Genomic DNA, 14,930 nt, shown 5'->3' on the forward strand with positions numbered 1-14,930 from the left:
CCCCCGTGTGTGTCGGCGCCTTGCGGCACCGGCTGACAGGAGAAAGATTCGCGAGCGGAGGGTGCACGACCGGGTCACGCACAGTTGCATGCCGGTTGTACCCGGCGGACCGTCGGCGGCGTTGTCCAGCTATCGGCGGAGGGCCGGGCGGCTTGAGGGTTCTACGCTGTGCGCCATGGATCTCAGCGACACCGGTGGCGCGATCACCCTCCTGTCCGGCCTGCTGATCGCGATCGGGGCGATCGGCGTGATGCTGCCGGTGCTGCCCGGACTGTTGCTGAGCTGGTCGGGTGTGCTGCTCTGGGCGCTGCTCGGCGACGGCAGCGCGGCGGTGCGGTGGGCGGTTCTCGGCGTCGCCACGCTGATCGCCGGCGCCGGCCTGGTGATCAAGTTCCTGTGGCCGGGCAAGAAGCTGAAGACCACCGGCGTGCCGAACTCGGCGCTGCTGGCCGGCGGCGTGCTCGGCCTGATCGGGTTCTTCGTGGTGCCGGTGATCGGCCTGGTGCTCGGTTTCGTCCTCGGCGTCTGGCTGGTCGAGGTGAACCGGCTGGGTTCCGCGCGGGCCTGGCCGTCGACCCGGTCGGCGATCGCGGCGGTCGGGCTGTCGCTGCTCGTGGAGCTGGCGGCGGCCCTGGCGATCGCGATCACCTGGGTGATCGGTCTGCTGGCGGCATGAGAAGCCCGCGCGGAACGAAGCGGTAAGAGCGGAACCAGGGCGTCAGCCGAGGCTGGACAGCACCTCGGGCAGCTCACCGGTGTACAGGATGCCCAGGCGACGGGTCGCCCGGGTGACCGCCACGTACAGGTCGGAGAGACCGCGCGGGCTCTCCGCGATGATCTCGCCCGGTTCGACGACGAGCACCGAGTCGAACTCCAGGCCCTTCGCCTGCCGCACGGTCATCAGCACCACGTGGTTGAGCAGGTCGGGCTGCTCCCCCACGGCCGCGCCGGGAACCGCCGCGACCAGAGCCTCGCCGAGGGACCCCTCCAGCGCGTCCGGCACCAGCACGCCGAGACGGCCCTCCTCGATCAGGGCGGCCTCCTTGCGTACGTCGGCGATCAGCTCCTCGGCGAGCGTGACCGGCGGCACCCGGCGTGCCCACGGCGTGACGCCGGCCGAGCGGACCGAGCGCGGCGGGCGCAGGTTCGGGTCGACCGCGGCGAGCACGTCGGCCGCGACCGCCATCACCTCGGCCGGCGTGCGGTAGTTGACGGTCAGCTCGACGAGACGCCAGCGCTGCGCCACGTACGGCTCGAAGACCTGCTCCCACGTCGTGGTGCCGGAGAGCTCGGAGGTCTGCGCGACGTCGCCGACGGCGGTTACCGACCGGCTCGGGCAGCGCCGCATCAGCAGCCGCCACGCCATCGGCGAGAGCTCCTGCGCCTCGTCGACGATCACATGACCGAAGACCCAGGTACGGTCCGCGGCGGCCCGTTCCGCGGCGGTCCGGGTGTCGATCACCTCGTGCCGTTCGACGAACGAGCTCGCGTCGACCACGTCGAGCGCGGAGAGCACCTCGTCACGCTCGGCGCCCTCGTCCTCGAAGTCCAGCGAACGGGAACCCTCGACGATCTCGAGCACACCTTCCGCGTACTCGATCGCGGCTTTTCTCTGCCGCTGCTGCTCGCGGACCTTCAGGGTGTCGTCGATGCCGAGCAGCTCGGCGAGCTCGTCGAGCAGCGGCACGTCGGCGGGCGCCCAGCCGGCGTCGCGGGCGCGCAGCAGCAGGGCGCGCTCGCCGGCCGTGCAACCGGCCGATTCCAGCCGGGTGTCGTCGGAGAGCAGGTCGCGCAGCACCTGACGCGGGGTGAGCACCGGCCAGAACTCGAAGAGCGCCTGCTGCACGTCGATGTCCTCGCGCAGCTCACGGCGGGTCTCCGCGAGGTCGGCCTCGGAGAGCAGGTTGTCACCGCCGAGCGGGTCGGCGCCGATCCGCTCGGCGATCTGCAGCGACAGCGCGTGGATCGCCTCGGTCACGAAGATCTGCCGGGCCACGTTGTGCGGGCGGCCGGAGCGGCGGGCCACGGACCGGGCGTCCTCCAGCACGGCCCGCTCGATGCGCACCGGGTACCCGTCGTGGTCGACCTCGACGAAGTCGTCCGGCACGGTCTGCCGGTCGGCGACCGCGTTCTCCAGCACGTCGAGCATGTGCAGGCTGCCCTTGAGCGCCGAGGTGGCCGGCGACTCGACGGCCCGGGCCCGGATGCCGGGGAACATGTCGCCGAGCGTGGCGAGCAGCACACCGGTCTCCGCGAGCGACGGCAGCACCTGGGAGATGTACCGCAGGAACGTGGTGTTCGGCCCGAGGATCAGAACCCCGGACCGGGTCAGCTGTTCCCGGTACGTGTAGAGCAGGTACGCCGCCCGATGCAGCGCGACAGCGGTCTTGCCGGTGCCCGGGCCGCCCTGCACGACGAGCACACCGGGCAGTCCGGAACGGATCACCTCGTCCTGTTCCGCCTGGATGGTCTCGACGATGTCGCGCATCCGGCCGGTGCGGTTGGCGGTGAGCGCGGAGAGCAGCGCCGCCTCACCTGTCACGTCCTCCCGGCCGGTGCCGTCGCCGGCCGAGATGTCGAGCACCTCGTCGTCGATGCCGGTCAGGACCCGGCCGCGGGTGCGCAGGTGACGCCGCCGCGTGACGCCGAGCGGGTGGACCGCGGTGGCGAGGTAGAACGGCCGGGCCGCGGGCGCCCGCCAGTCGACCAGCAGCGGGTCCTGATCACGATCCTCCGCGAAAAGGCCGAGACGACCGATATAACGCGGATTTTCTGCTGAGAAGTCGAGACGGCCGAAGCACAGACCGTTCTCCACCGAATTGAACTGCGCGAGCTGTTCGGAATAGTGGCTGCGGGTGGCCTCGCGCTGGGCCCGCCCCTGTGGCGTGCCGCCGGCCTCCAGCAGGATGCTGCGCAAACGGCTGTCGGCCTGCTCACGCAGCTGATCCAGTCGCCCGTAGAGCGTGGTCAAGTACGCCTGTTCAGAATCGATCTCGGCGCCCGAGCTTGACAAAGTCGCCCCTTTTCGTGCTATCATTCCGGCGCTGGCAACCATTTGATGGTTGCCATTTTGTGTTTCTGCCAATGCTTTCGGCAAACGACCAGACTAGCTCACGTTCCACGGGTTACGGGGCGGGGTCGTTCTGTCCGCAATCCGTCTGGACACGCCGGGGCCGTTACGCGTGGCGGGCGGGGCTCATTAACCGGGGCATGGACTACAACCACCCGTACACCCGTCTCGGCGCCCTGGCCCTCGCCGCGGTCGCCACGCTCGGCGTCACCTCCGCCTGTTCCTCCGACGACGAGGCCCCGTCCGGCAGCGCCGCCGCGGCGGCCCCCGCACCGGAGCAGAAGACGCTCGACGGCGCGAAGGCAGCGGCGCAGACGGTGTTCGACAGGTTCAGCGGCGGCGACTTCGCCGGGGCCTGGGAGCTCTACACCGCCGCCGGCAAGAAGGCGATCAGCAAGGCCGACTACGTCAAGCTCAACGAGGTCTGCTCGCGCAAGGGCCTCGCGATCACGCTGACCAGCGCCCGGATGGAGGGCACCGACCGGGCCATCGTGATCGCGAAGCAGCTCGTCGCGGCGCAGTCGTACACGATGATCTACGAGAAGGACGCGTGGAAGCTGGAGCCGGCCAAGGAGGGTCTGGCCCTCTACAAGCTGGGTGCGGTGAAGGCCATCGCCGCCCAGAAGAAGGCCGGCACCTGCGCGAACGCCTGATCCCCGCGTCAGGCGGCCACCGGCAGCCCTTCCGGACTGGTCATCGCGAGCCGGCTGCGCAGCGTGCCCCGGCTCGCGATCCGGTCGTAGTACGCCGCCCGGCGCCGTGCCACGCAGCCCTCCTTCGGCGGGTTCTGCGCCGCGAGGGACGGCTCCAGGTGTGTGTTCAGCCCGTCCCGGAGCAGGACCAGCGCCTCGGCGCGCAGCTGCGAGACCCGGGACTCGCTGACACCGAGGTCGGCCGCGATGTCAGCCATCGGCCGCTCGTCGAAGAAGTAGCCCTGCACCACCACGCGCAGCCGCTCCGGCAGTACGTCCACGGCGTTGCGCAGATACCCGAGGCGCTCCCGGCGCAGCAGCATCTCCTCCGGGCCGGCACCCGGCTCGGTGACCACGTCGTCGGCGGTCGCGGTCGCGAAGCCCTGAAGGCTGAAGACCGTCGCGCGCTGCACGTCGTCGGCCGCGGCCTCGATGTCCTCGACGGTGCAGCCGAGCCGTTCGGCCACCTCCGGCACGGTCGGGGTGCGGCCCAGCTCGGCCATCAGCTCCTCACGCGCCGCGTCGGTGCGCCGGGCCCGCTGCCGCACCGAGCGGCTGGCCCAGTCCAGGCCGCGCAGCTCGTCCAGGAGCGCGCCGCGGATCCGGGTGGCGGCGAAGCGGGGGAACGGCACACCGCGCTCGGCGTCGAAACCGCGTGCCGCGGCGACCAGCGCCGCGTACCCTGCGGAGAGCAGGTCGTCCCGGTTCACGTGAGCGGGGACCCGGGTCAGCATCTCCCGGACAAGGTGCCCGACGAGCGGCATGTTCGCCCGTACGATGTCTTCGCCACGCCTCTCCGTGGCAGATGTCTCACCGGTCATCAGGGGTCTCCTCGATCGCCTGCCGGGCGGGGATCCCGGCGCTGAGGAGAAAGATCCGGCCTGCTGAGTGCTGCGCGGTTCGCCATCGGGTGCGAACCGGTTGCGGTCCGTACCCGGTACAATGATCGGGAGCGGCCGGCACTCTTGGCCTAGGCCGCCCTCGGGTCGACCACCACGCGCCGCGGCAGGGAAACATGGTCAGCGCCGGGTGCCACGACCCTCGACGACGTTGGAGTTCGTAACTTAATGACCACCTTCTCCGAGCTCGGCGTGCCCGCCGCTCTCGCCACGGCACTCACCGGTCTCGGCATCACCACCCCGTTTCCGATCCAGGCGGCCACGCTGCCCGACACCCTCGCGGGCCGGGACGTGCTGGGCCGCGGACGCACCGGGTCCGGCAAGACTTACGCGTTCGTCATCCCGGTGGTGGCCCGCCTGGCCGCCGCGTCCCGCAAGCCCAGGGCCGGCCGCCCGCGCGCGCTGATCCTGGCGCCCACCCGCGAGCTCGCCACCCAGATCGAGGCCACGCTGCGCCCGCTCGCCGACGCGGCCGGGCTGCGCACCCTCGTGGTGTTCGGCGGCGTCGGGGCGAACCCGCAGATCCGGGCGCTGAAGGCCGGCGTCGACGTGCTCGTCGCCTGCCCGGGCCGGCTCGACGACCACATCCGCAACGGCCACGCCGCACTGGACGATGTGGAGATCACCGTCCTGGACGAGGCCGACCACATGGCCGACCTGGGCTTCCTGCCGGTGGTGCGGCGGCTGCTGTCGCAGACCCCGGCCGGCGGCCAGCGGCTGCTCTTCTCGGCCACCCTGGACAACGGCGTGGACGTGCTGGTGCAGCGCTTCATGCGCTCGCCGATCACGCACGCCGTGGACTCGGCCGCGCAGGCGCCGGTCGAGATGGAGCACCACGTGCTGCACGTCCAGCACGACGACCGGTTCGGCGTTCTCGTCGAGTTGCTCGCCGCGCCGGGCCGCTCGGTGGTGTTCACCCGGACCAAGCGCCGCGCCAAGGTGCTGACCCGCCAGCTGAACGCGGCCGGGGTCCCCGCCGTGGAGCTGCACGGCAACCTCGCGCAGAACGCGCGCAACCGCAACCTGTCGGCGTTCTCCGACGGCACCGCGGAGACCCTGGTGGCGACGGACATCGCGGCCCGGGGCATCCACGTCGACGACGTCGCGCTGGTCATCCACGCCGACCCGCCGGTGGAGCACAAGGCGTACCTGCACCGCTCCGGCCGGACCGCCCGGGCCGGCGCCCGCGGCACGGTGATCACCCTGATGACCGACGACCAGCAGGCGGACGTCCGCGACCTGGCGCGCAAGGCCGGCATCCGGCCGGCGACGCACCGCACGCGCCCCGGTGACGTGCTGCTGGAGAAGCTGGCGCCGGGCGAGCGGACCTTCCTCTCCCCCGCCTCGATCTCGGCCGCGCTCGCCCAGTCCGCCGCCGCTGCCGCCCCGGCCGCCGCCACGGGCCGGAACGCCGAAGCGGGTGGGAACGCCGAGGCGGGCGCGGAGACCGAGGGCGCCGGTCGTCCGCGTCGCCGCCGGGGTGGCCGCGGCCGCCGTTCCGCCACCGCTGCGGCGCCGGCCCGGACCACACCTGCCGAGTCCCGCACCCCCAAGAAGTCGCCGGCTCCGGACGGCGGCAAGGCGCACAACGCGGGCCAGGCACGGACCGCGAGCTCGTCGCGCGGGTCCGGCCAGGCGCGTGGTTCGGCGCCCCGATCGGGTACGCCCCAGCAGCGTCCCGCCTCCTCCGGCGGCGCGGCGGCCTTCTCCGCCCGCAGCACGGGCCGCCGCTCCGGCCGGTAGTTCGCGAGTTCTCAGGCCGGCGCCGCCACCGGGACGGCGTGCAGGTCGAGGTGAATGTGGACGGTCCGGCCGATGATCCCGCGGCCGGCCCGGACACCGGCGGCGACCCGGTCCACCGCGCAGCGCGCGACCAGCCGGTATCCGTCGTCGAACCGCTCGGCCGGCGACAGGTCGAGGACCACCTCGCAGGAGCCACCACGGACCGCGAGCACCCCGCTCAACTGCCACCCTTGCGGGGTACGGCGGCAGCGGGTGCTCCGGAACCCGATCTCCGGATGGTTCGCCGCGTCCAGGAACCGTCTTCCCCGGATGTCTGAGTCCCGGCGCGGGTCGTCGGTGGTGAAACTGGCCGCGTCCAGCTCGGCCGAGGCGATCGAGCGTTCCGGGTCCTCGGCCACGGTCACCGTCCCGCCGGTGAGCGACATCGTCGCGGTGACCGGTTTCAGGCCGAACGCGTGGGTCGCGACAAGCCGGCACACGGACCGTCCGGCGTCGATGCGGTAGGTTCCTGCGCTGATCTCGGTGAGTGTGTTCATGCTGTTCAGGCTGCCGCCGGACGGCACACCACGCCTCAGTGCCAGTACTGATTCCCGGCACGCAGCCGGGCCGCGAGCTGGGTCCGGTTGGTGACGCCGAGCTTGCCGATGGCGTTGCGCACGTGGGTCTCAACGGTCCGCTCGGAGATGTGCAGCCGGGCGGCGATCTCCCGGTTGGCGAGGCCCTCGGCGGCCAGATCCGCCACCTGGAGTTCCCGCCCGGTCAGCTCGTCCCGGCACAGCTCGGCAGCGGCGGCCGCCACCGCGGTCAGCCCGAGCCGGCGCGCGGTGGCGAGCGCCGCCGCGGCCAGGGTGTGCGCGCGGCGCCCGTCGCAGGTGCGCACGACCTCGGCGTACGCCACCCGGGCCTGTGCCGCGAAGGCGACCGCGCCGATCCGGTCCTCCATCGCGACGGCGTCGGCCAGGTGCCGCTCGGCGGCCTCGCGCTCGCCGATCGCCGCGGCGATCACACCCAGCGAGCGGTCCATCGCGCCGTGGCAGGCGGTCATCGTGTTGAGGTACCGGCCGGCCAGCGGCAGCGCCCGCGCGTAGACGGCTCGTGCCAGGCCGGTCCAGCCCAGCCAGGCGGCGATCTCACCGGCGCTGAGCAGGATGTAGTTGTGACGCACGTCCGGCGCCAGGTCCGGCAGCATGTCGCGCAGGGCCCGGCAGGCCGCGGCGGCGGTGTCCCGGTCGGCGCCGAGCATGGCGAGCCGGCCGATCTGGGCCACCGCGATCGGCTCGGAACCGAAGCGGGCCAGGGCGGCGGGCAGCCCGCCGGGCCACTCCGGCACCCGGCCGGTGAACGGGGCAAGACAGGCCAGGAAGGCCACGTGCAGTTCCCGGGCCGGCTGCTCCTCGAACGTCCCGGCCAGCGCGAACGCCTCGGCCGCGACGTCGGCGGCGGCACCCGGGCGGCCGGCCAGCAGCAGCCGGGCGGCACGCGCCCGGAGCAGGTGCCAGCGGGCCACCGACCAGCCGAGCCGGTCGGCGAGGGCCGCCAGCGCCGCGGTCTCGGCGTCGTACCCGGTCAGGTCGCCGACGGTGAGCCGCACGTCGAGACGCCACAGCCGGCCCCAGAGCTCGGCCTCCGCCCGGCTGCCGGCGGCCGCCAGGTCGAGGCTGCGCGCGGCCAGATCGAGCACCTCCTCGGGCGCCACCGCCGGGTCGAGCACCTCGTGCCGGGCATGCACCGCGGCGGCGATCGCGTCCGGGTCGTCGCTGCACTCGGCGAGCGCGAGGGCCGCGCGGCTTATCGGCTCGGCGCGGGTGTGCCCGCCGATCTCCACGAGCAGGGTGGCCTGCTGGGCGAGGAGACGGGCCCGCACGGCGTCCGGCAGTGGACCGGGGATGGCGAGGGCCCGCTCGCAGAGGTGGAGCAGGGTGGATGCCACCTGGCCGCCGAAACCCCGTACCCCCGATGCCGCCGCCGCGCCGAGATCCGGCCGCCGCTCGGCCTCGGCCACCGCCATGGCCGCGTCGCAGTCCGCGACCGCGACCGAGAGCCGCCCGTCGTGGCAGGCGGCCTCGGCCCGGCCAGGCGCAGCCACGGGTCGTCCGGCGCGAACTCCAGGGCCTGACCCAGCCAGGTCGCGGCGGCGCTGTGGTCCCGCTGCCGGGTCGCGGCCCGCGCTGCCGCCTCGCACGCCTGACGCGCGGCACGCCGGGACGCCTCGTCCACCACGGCACGGACCCGATGGCGTGCCGTCTCGCCAGGCCGGGCGCCGGAGACCTCGAGCGCGTCGGCGATCCGCCGGTGGGCGTCGATCCGCTCGGGCCGGGACAGCGCGGCGTACCGGGCCTGGCGGACCAGCTCGTGGGCGAACCGCAGCCGGTCCGGCGCCCACGGGTCCTCGACCAGCACACCCGCGTCGATCGCCTCGGTGACCAGCGGCTCGATCGGGGTCGCGGCGATCCGGCCGAGCACGGTGACGTCCACGTCCGCGCCGAGCGCCGCGGCCAGGCCGAGCATCTCCCGGGTCGGCGGGGAGAGCGCGGCGATCCGGCGGCCGACCAGCCGCAGCAGGCCGTCCGGCAGGTCCATCCCACCGGCCGGGTGTCGCAGCCGGTCACCGGCCGCGAGCAGCCGGGCCAGCTCACGGGTGTAGAGCGGGTTGCCGCCGCCGAGCCGGTGCACCACCCCCGGCCATGAGGCGTGCACCGCCGTCCCGGCCCGCTGCGCGAGATAGGTGGCCACGGTCGGCGGATCCCAGGGGGTCAGGGCGAGCGTCTCGGCGCCGGCCAATTCCCGATCGAGGGTACGGGCCGTCGCGATCACCAGCAGCCGGGTGCCCGCCACCTCACGGCAGACCAGCTCCAGCAGCGCGAGCGAGGCCGGGTCGGCCCAGTGCAGATCCTCCAGCACGAGCACCAGCCCGCCGTCCCGGCCCGCGGCGGCCGTGCGCAGCGCGCCGAGAACCGCGTGCATGACCCGGAACCGGGCGGCGGCCGGCGTCTCCCCGGTGTCTCCGGCGCCCACGGTGTCCAGCAGGTCCGGGGTGAGGCCGGGCAGCCCGCAGTCGAGCAGCCGCCGCCACGGCCAGAACGCGGGAGCGCCCTCGTCCGGGTCGGCGCGGCCGGTCAGCACCGTGACGCCGGCCGCCGCCGCCCGCGCGACGGCCTCCTCGACCACGGCCGTCTTGCCGATGCCCGCCTCTCCGGTCAGCAACGCGACCGCGCCCGAGCCGGCGGCGGCATCCGCGCGCAGCCGGTCCAGCGCGACCACCTCGGCCACCCGGGCGACGAGCCTCGTTCCCATGCGGGCATTCTGCGCCGCCGGGACCGTCCTGACTGTCAGGCCTCCGGCACGCTGACCGAGATCTCGTCCCCGAGGGTGAATCCCGCGCACAGCTCCAGCTCGTCGCCGCTCCAGAACCGTCCCGGGTCGTACCAGTTCGCCTTGCGGCCGCGCGGCAGCAGCCCCATGTCCTCGTAGGTCACCGCGACCACCTCGGCGCAGTACGCCTTCTCCAGCGTCGCCTCGCTGACCTGGCCGTCGGTGCGCTGCCAGGGCAGCCGGATCTGCGGCACCCGGCCGCGCGCCCAGCGGAAGGCCAGCTGCGAGGTGGACGGGAACGGGGTGCCGTCGAGGCGAGCCACCGTCTTCAGCGCCTTGTCCTCCATCGCCCGGGTCACGCCGGGGTCGAGCTGACGCAGGTAACCGCGCTGCCCGTACCGGCGGGCCCAGACCGTCACCGCGTCGCGCAGGTCGTGCAGCTGCACGCCGCGGCGGAAGGCCCCGGACCACATGTCGGGCAGGGACTTGCCCAGCTCGGCGTGCCACATGAGCGGCGGCATGTCCTCGATCACCAGGGACATGCCGACGTGGTTCACCGGGCTGTTGGTGAGCGTCTGGATGGCACGATCCGGGCCGGACCGGCCCCGGAAGATCCAGATGTCACCCGTACGCGTCAGATCGATGGCCTCGTCGAGGCTGAGTTCGGCAACCACGTGTCTATCCTCAGCTGATGCGTTGGTGGAAGGTAGTGGGACTGGCAGGGCTGGCCGGCGTCGCGGCGACCGGCGCGGTGATCGCGCGGGCCGAGCGGCGACGGCGAGCGTACACACCGGACGAGATCCGGCAGAAGTTGCACGACCGGGTCAGCGAGGCGACCTCGGACTGATCTTCTCCAGGCACGCTCAGACCACGTCGGTGTCGCGCAGCACGGACCAGAGGCCGGCGCCGTCCGGGGCGGAGAACCAGGTCTTGCCGCCGGACGGCACCACCTCGGCCGTCTCGGACGGGCCCGGGATCGCGCCGGCCAGCACCGCCTGGGTGGGCGAGAGCCGGCGTATCGCGACGGCCGACACGTTCTCCGGGTGGGACCGGGCGAACTCGGAGTAGATCTCCTGGTCGTGCTGGCCGTCGTCGCCGATCAGCAGCCAGCGGATGTGCGGGAACTCGTCGGCGAGCCGGCGCAGCGACTTGCGCTTGTGTTCCTGGCCGCTGCGGAACCAGCGGTCCGGCGTGGGACCCCAGTCGGTCAGCAGGATCGGGCCGGCCGGGTAGAGGTGCCGGCTCAGGAACCGGGTCAGCGCCGGCGCGACGTTCCACGCGCCGGTGGACAGGTAGATCACCGGCGCGCCGGGGTGCGCGTTGACCATGCGCTCGTAGAGGACCGCCATGCCGGGCACCGCGGTCCGCGCGTGCTCGTCCAGCACGAACGTGTTCCACGCCGCGAGCAGCGGGCGCGGCAGCGCGGTGACCATGACCGTGTCGTCGATGTCGGAGATGACGCCGAATTTCACCGCCGGGTCGATCACCCGGATCGGCGCGTCGACCGGCGCCGCGCCCTCGGTGTGCAGCCGGGCCGTGCCCCATCCGGGCTCCAGATCGCCTTTGACCTTGCAGTCCACGTAACCGCTGCGGTCGGACCGGGTCTCGGTGACCGTGCCGCCGAGCTCGATGCGGACCACGGCGCCGTTCACCGGGGTGGTGGTGAAGCTGCGCCAGCCGCGGACCTTCTCCCGGCGCTTGCTGACCGTGCCGGGGCGGGCCAGCAGCACCCGGCCCATCACCCGGGCCCAGCCGGGCGCACCGTAACCGGTGTAGGCCGTGATGTACGGCTTCCAGCCCCGGCCCACGAGGCGGCGCTCGATGATGTCGTGAATCGCGTCCTCGACGAGGGCGGCCCGGTGCATGGCCGCACGGTTCACCGATGTGCTGTCACCTGCGGGAGTTACCGTCACCATCGCCTCCTTACCCCGAGACCGCCGCGGGTCACGTTACCCAAGGCATCTGTACGGCCGATGGGAACGGTAGGGGTGTCCGGCATGGACATCAGGCGGCGGCGGGCAGTTCGGCTCCCGTCCACTGCTCCGACCACCACTGCTGGTCCGCGGCCTGCGACGCGGGTCCGCGCAGCCGGGCCGCGGCGGCCTCGGCGCGCAGGTCACGCAGGGTTTCGGCGGCGGCCTCGGCGCTGCGCCACGCGGCCTGCTCCGCGGCGACCGCCTTCCGGTACGCCTCCAGCCGGTGCTCGCGGACCGCCGCGTGCAGCGCCGCCTCCTGCTGGACAGGATGCAGTCGCGGGTTCCAGCCGCGGTGCGCGTAGACGTCGTTGAGCTGGCCGATCGACAGGTCCTGGGTGCGGCACAGCTCGGTGGCGGCCCGATGCAGGTAGCGCTGGCGGTCGACGTTCTCGCCCGGCTTGCGGCGGCGGCTCATCAACGGGTACGCGGTGGCCGCCGCGATCCGCCGGGCGTCCGCCTCGGCCTGCTCGTACGCCGTCCACGCCGCGTCGACCGCCTGCTGGGACTCCAGCCACTCGGCCCGGCGCCGCCCGGCGGCTGCGGACGCCTCGGCGACGGCGCTCTCCACCTCCGCCGCGTACGGGTTCTCGTCCGGCTCGGGCGCGGGCAGGGCGGTCGCACGCGGCAGCCGCGCGCACACCACCGCCACGGCGAGCAGCAGCAGGATGGTCAGCCAGATAGCGGCGGCCTGCGGCACGGCGCTCAGAAAGCTCTGCAGTGCGGAATCCATGGAACACCCCCAAGAAGGAAGACACGGCCGGCATCGACGGGTGCGGATGGCCGGTCGGCTGTCCGCACCTCAGGCGGCCGGAGGCGCGCGCGGGCCGGTGGCCTGCGGGACCTCCCCGGCCTTCAGCGCGGGGAACGCGGTGACAGCGAAATCCGCCAGGGGGGTGGGCGGAGCCGGGACGGCGGACGTGACGGGCAGGTGCAGGGTGGCCGCGAGCGCCAGCACGGCGAGGTGGGCCAGGAAGCGCAGAAGACGCCGCCCGGCCCGCGGGCGGTGCGCGTCCCGCACCTTCTCGATCACGGGATCCAACCTATCGGAGCGCAGGTCAACGCGCACGGCCTCGCGAGGTCACGCCCACCCGAAGGGATGGCACACGCGGTCACCCGGGCGAGGGACCATGGGTGTCATGGACTTGTCTGTGGTGGAGCAGGTGGCGCGGCTGGACGCGTGGATCGCCGAGGGTGGCGTCGCGGTGCTCACCGGCGCCGGCCTCTCGACCGACTCCGGGATACCGGACTACCGGGGCCCGTCCGGCTCGGCCCGGCGCGGCACCCCGATGACGTATCAGACGTTCACCTCGGACCCGATCGCCCGCCGGCGGTACTGGGCGCGCAGCCACCTGGGCTGGCGCACGATCGGCGGGGCACGGCCCAACGAGGGGCACGCGGCGGTGGCCCGCTGGCAGGAGTCCGGGCTGCTGGCCGGGCTGATCACGCAGAACGTGGACGGGCTGCACCAGGCGGCCGGCGCGCGGGACGTGGTCGAGCTGCACGGCAACCTGTCCCGGATCGTCTGCCTGGACTGCCGGGAGCTGACCTCGCGGGTCGAGCTGGAGCACCGGCTGACCGCGGCGAACCCGGACTTCGCCGCGGTCGCCACGACGATCAATCCGGACGGCGACGTGGAGCTCGACGACGACGAGCTCTCCGGGTTCACGGTGGTGCCCTGCCGGTCCTGCGGCGGGGTGCTGAAACCCGACGTCGTGTACTTCGGCGAGACCGTGCCGGCCGACCGGGTGACACGGTCGTTCGAGCTGGTCGAGACCGCCCGTACGCTGCTGGTTCTCGGTTCCTCGCTGACCGTGATGTCGGGGCGGCGGTTCGTGCTGCGCGCGGTCCGGGAGGGCATCCGGGTGGCGATCGTGAACCGGGGCGTGACCCGCGGCGAGCCGTACGCCGACATGGTCATCGATGCCCCGCTCGGCGTCGTCCTTCCCAATCTGGCGACGGATACCGATAACCACCGATTTGTAAACACGGTTACCGTCTCGAAACCTAAATAGATCCCTCGGCACGTTGACGTGACGGCCCTCACTGGGGTTGACTGCCGAAACCGGTACCGAAACCGGTTCCGAAACCCTTCAGCAACATCGGAGGAGCAGTGCCGATCACCATCGCCGACGTCGCGGCGCGGGCCAAGGTCAGCAAGACCACGGTCTCGCGGGTGCTGAACGGCAAGGGCGAGCTCGACGAGACGACCGCCGCGCGGGTGCGCGCGGTCATCGAGGAGCTGGGCTACGTGCCCAGCGCGCGGGCGGTCAACCTGGCCCGCGGGCGCACCCGGGTGGTCGGCATGCTGGTGCCCTCGCTGACCTGGCCCTGGATGGGCGAGGTGCTGCAGGGCGCGGTCGACGTCCTCGAAGCGGAGAACTACGGCCTGCTGCTCTTCACCTGCAACCGCGGCGACGACTCGATGCGGCAGTTCGCCGCGCAGGTCGCCGCCAAGTCCTTCGACGGCCTGCTCGTGATCGAGCCGGAGGGCACCCTCGACTACATCGCCAACCTGCACGCCCGCGGCCTGCCGATGGTTCTCATCGACGACCGGGACCAGATCTCCGGCGGATCGATACCGACCGTCGGCACCACCAATCACACCGGCGCCGCGGATGCCGCGCACCACCTGCTGGGCATCGGGCGCCACAAGCCGCTCGTGATCACCGGGCCGTCCCGCTTCGGCTGCACCCAGCAGCGGACCGACGGCTTCCTCTCGGTCTACGCGGACGCCGGAATCCCGCTCTCCGCGGACCGGGTCATGCTCGGTGACTTCAAGGTCGGCTGCGGTGTGGACAACATCCGGCAGGCGATCGAGACCGGCATCGAGTTCGACGCGGTCTTCTGCCACAACGACCTCTCCGCGTTCGGCGCCATGCAGGCGATCCAGGAGAGCGGCCGGAGCGTCCCGGGCGATGTCGCGGTGGTCGGTTTCGACGACATCCCGATGGCGGCGCACGCCAAGCCCGCGCTCACCACGGTCCATCAGCCCCTGCGGGAGATGGGCGAGGCGGCGGCGCGCACGCTGCTGGCCCACTTCGAAGGAGCCCCGCTCCCGAACCGGCCGACGATAATCCCGGCCACCTTCACCGTCCGCGACTCGACCGCCGCCTAGGCGGAGACCTCGATATCCACCGGCCGCTATGACGGCCGGGAAACAGCGACACCCAGCGACCGGCCCAGGCCGGCCGCGCGGTACTGCACGCCCTCCGGGCACCCCTCTCACCCCGCATTGAAT

Annotated in this window: 15 protein-coding genes; 6 read left to right on the forward strand and 9 right to left on the reverse strand. The window is 73.0% G+C overall.

Annotated features, from left to right (window positions below; translation table 11 throughout):
• Positions 1-175: 175 nt before the first annotated feature.
• Positions 176-676, forward strand: coding sequence for a DUF456 domain-containing protein (locus AMIS_RS31640; RefSeq protein WP_014446531.1), 501 nt, complete (start codon positions 176-178; stop codon positions 674-676).
• Positions 677-718: 42 nt separating this feature from the next.
• Here the strand turns inward: AMIS_RS31640 and AMIS_RS31645 are convergent, their stop codons facing one another.
• Positions 719-3,037, reverse strand: a complete 2,319-nt coding sequence (locus tag AMIS_RS31645) for a HelD family protein (RefSeq protein ID WP_157435143.1) — start codon at positions 3,035-3,037, stop codon at positions 719-721.
• A 173-nt stretch (positions 3,038-3,210) separates the two neighbouring features.
• Here AMIS_RS31645 and AMIS_RS31650 point away from each other — a divergent pair, with 173 nt between their 5' ends.
• Positions 3,211-3,723 (forward strand): hypothetical protein, encoded by a 513-nt coding sequence (locus tag AMIS_RS31650; RefSeq protein ID WP_014446533.1) that lies wholly within the window; start codon positions 3,211-3,213, stop codon positions 3,721-3,723.
• A gap of 8 nt (positions 3,724-3,731) precedes the next feature.
• Here the strand turns inward: AMIS_RS31650 and AMIS_RS31655 are convergent, their stop codons facing one another.
• Complete coding sequence (locus AMIS_RS31655) at positions 3,732-4,583, reverse strand: sigma-70 family RNA polymerase sigma factor (RefSeq protein ID WP_014446534.1); 852 nt, start codon at positions 4,581-4,583, stop codon at positions 3,732-3,734.
• A 246-nt stretch (positions 4,584-4,829) separates the two neighbouring features.
• Here AMIS_RS31655 and AMIS_RS31660 point away from each other — a divergent pair, with 246 nt between their 5' ends.
• A complete protein-coding gene (locus AMIS_RS31660) occupies positions 4,830-6,404 on the forward strand; it encodes a DEAD/DEAH box helicase (RefSeq protein WP_014446535.1) in 1,575 nt (524 codons plus the stop codon).
• 11 nt (positions 6,405-6,415) lie between these two features.
• Here AMIS_RS31660 and AMIS_RS31665 read toward each other — a convergent pair whose 3' ends face one another.
• From AMIS_RS31665 to AMIS_RS31680, 4 genes are read right to left on the reverse strand one after another with little or no spacing between them, the layout of a single operon-like run.
• A complete protein-coding gene (locus tag AMIS_RS31665) occupies positions 6,416-6,940 on the reverse strand; it encodes a YceI family protein (protein ID WP_014446536.1) in 525 nt (174 codons plus the stop codon).
• Positions 6,941-6,975: 35 nt separating this feature from the next.
• The gene (locus tag AMIS_RS44750; protein ID WP_041830183.1) at positions 6,976-8,268 is read right to left on the reverse strand and encodes a helix-turn-helix domain-containing protein; all 1,293 of its coding nucleotides are present in this window, start codon (positions 8,266-8,268) and stop codon (positions 6,976-6,978) included.
• Positions 8,193-9,698, reverse strand: a complete 1,506-nt coding sequence (locus AMIS_RS40975; RefSeq protein WP_014446538.1) for an ATP-binding protein — start codon at positions 9,696-9,698, stop codon at positions 8,193-8,195. Before AMIS_RS40975 ends, AMIS_RS44750 begins: the two co-directional genes overlap by 76 nt.
• Before the next feature lie 35 nt (positions 9,699-9,733).
• Positions 9,734-10,390 carry a hypothetical protein gene (locus AMIS_RS31680; RefSeq protein WP_014446539.1) on the reverse strand — a complete coding sequence of 219 codons (657 nt, stop codon included), beginning with the start codon at positions 10,388-10,390 and terminating at the stop codon, positions 9,734-9,736.
• A 17-nt stretch (positions 10,391-10,407) separates the two neighbouring features.
• Here AMIS_RS31680 and AMIS_RS43485 point away from each other — a divergent pair, with 17 nt between their 5' ends.
• Complete coding sequence (locus AMIS_RS43485; RefSeq protein ID WP_014446540.1) at positions 10,408-10,563, forward strand: hypothetical protein; 156 nt, start codon at positions 10,408-10,410, stop codon at positions 10,561-10,563.
• Positions 10,564-10,579: 16 nt separating this feature from the next.
• Here AMIS_RS43485 and AMIS_RS31685 read toward each other — a convergent pair whose 3' ends face one another.
• The 3 genes from AMIS_RS31685 to AMIS_RS31695 form a co-directional block, all read right to left on the reverse strand.
• Positions 10,580-11,632 carry an App1 family protein gene (locus tag AMIS_RS31685; protein WP_014446541.1) on the reverse strand — a complete coding sequence of 351 codons (1,053 nt, stop codon included), beginning with the start codon at positions 11,630-11,632 and terminating at the stop codon, positions 10,580-10,582.
• A gap of 88 nt (positions 11,633-11,720) precedes the next feature.
• Positions 11,721-12,422, reverse strand: a complete 702-nt coding sequence (locus AMIS_RS31690; RefSeq protein WP_014446542.1) for a hypothetical protein — start codon at positions 12,420-12,422, stop codon at positions 11,721-11,723.
• 69 nt (positions 12,423-12,491) lie between these two features.
• Positions 12,492-12,722: a hypothetical protein gene (locus tag AMIS_RS31695; RefSeq protein ID WP_041830184.1), complete on the reverse strand. Its 231-nt coding sequence runs from the start codon at positions 12,720-12,722 to the stop codon at positions 12,492-12,494.
• 97 nt (positions 12,723-12,819) lie between these two features.
• On the opposite strand from AMIS_RS31695, the gene AMIS_RS31700 reads away from it, so the two are divergent.
• Positions 12,820-13,704 carry an NAD-dependent protein deacetylase gene (locus AMIS_RS31700; RefSeq protein ID WP_014446544.1) on the forward strand — a complete coding sequence of 295 codons (885 nt, stop codon included), beginning with the start codon at positions 12,820-12,822 and terminating at the stop codon, positions 13,702-13,704.
• Between the two features lie 98 nt (positions 13,705-13,802).
• Positions 13,803-14,807: a LacI family DNA-binding transcriptional regulator gene (locus tag AMIS_RS31705; protein ID WP_014446545.1), complete on the forward strand. Its 1,005-nt coding sequence runs from the start codon at positions 13,803-13,805 to the stop codon at positions 14,805-14,807.
• Positions 14,808-14,930: the final 123 nt, after the last annotated feature.

The sequence above is a fragment of the Actinoplanes missouriensis 431 genome (assembly GCF_000284295.1).
Classification (GTDB): Bacteria; Actinomycetota; Actinomycetes; order Mycobacteriales; family Micromonosporaceae; genus Actinoplanes; species Actinoplanes missouriensis.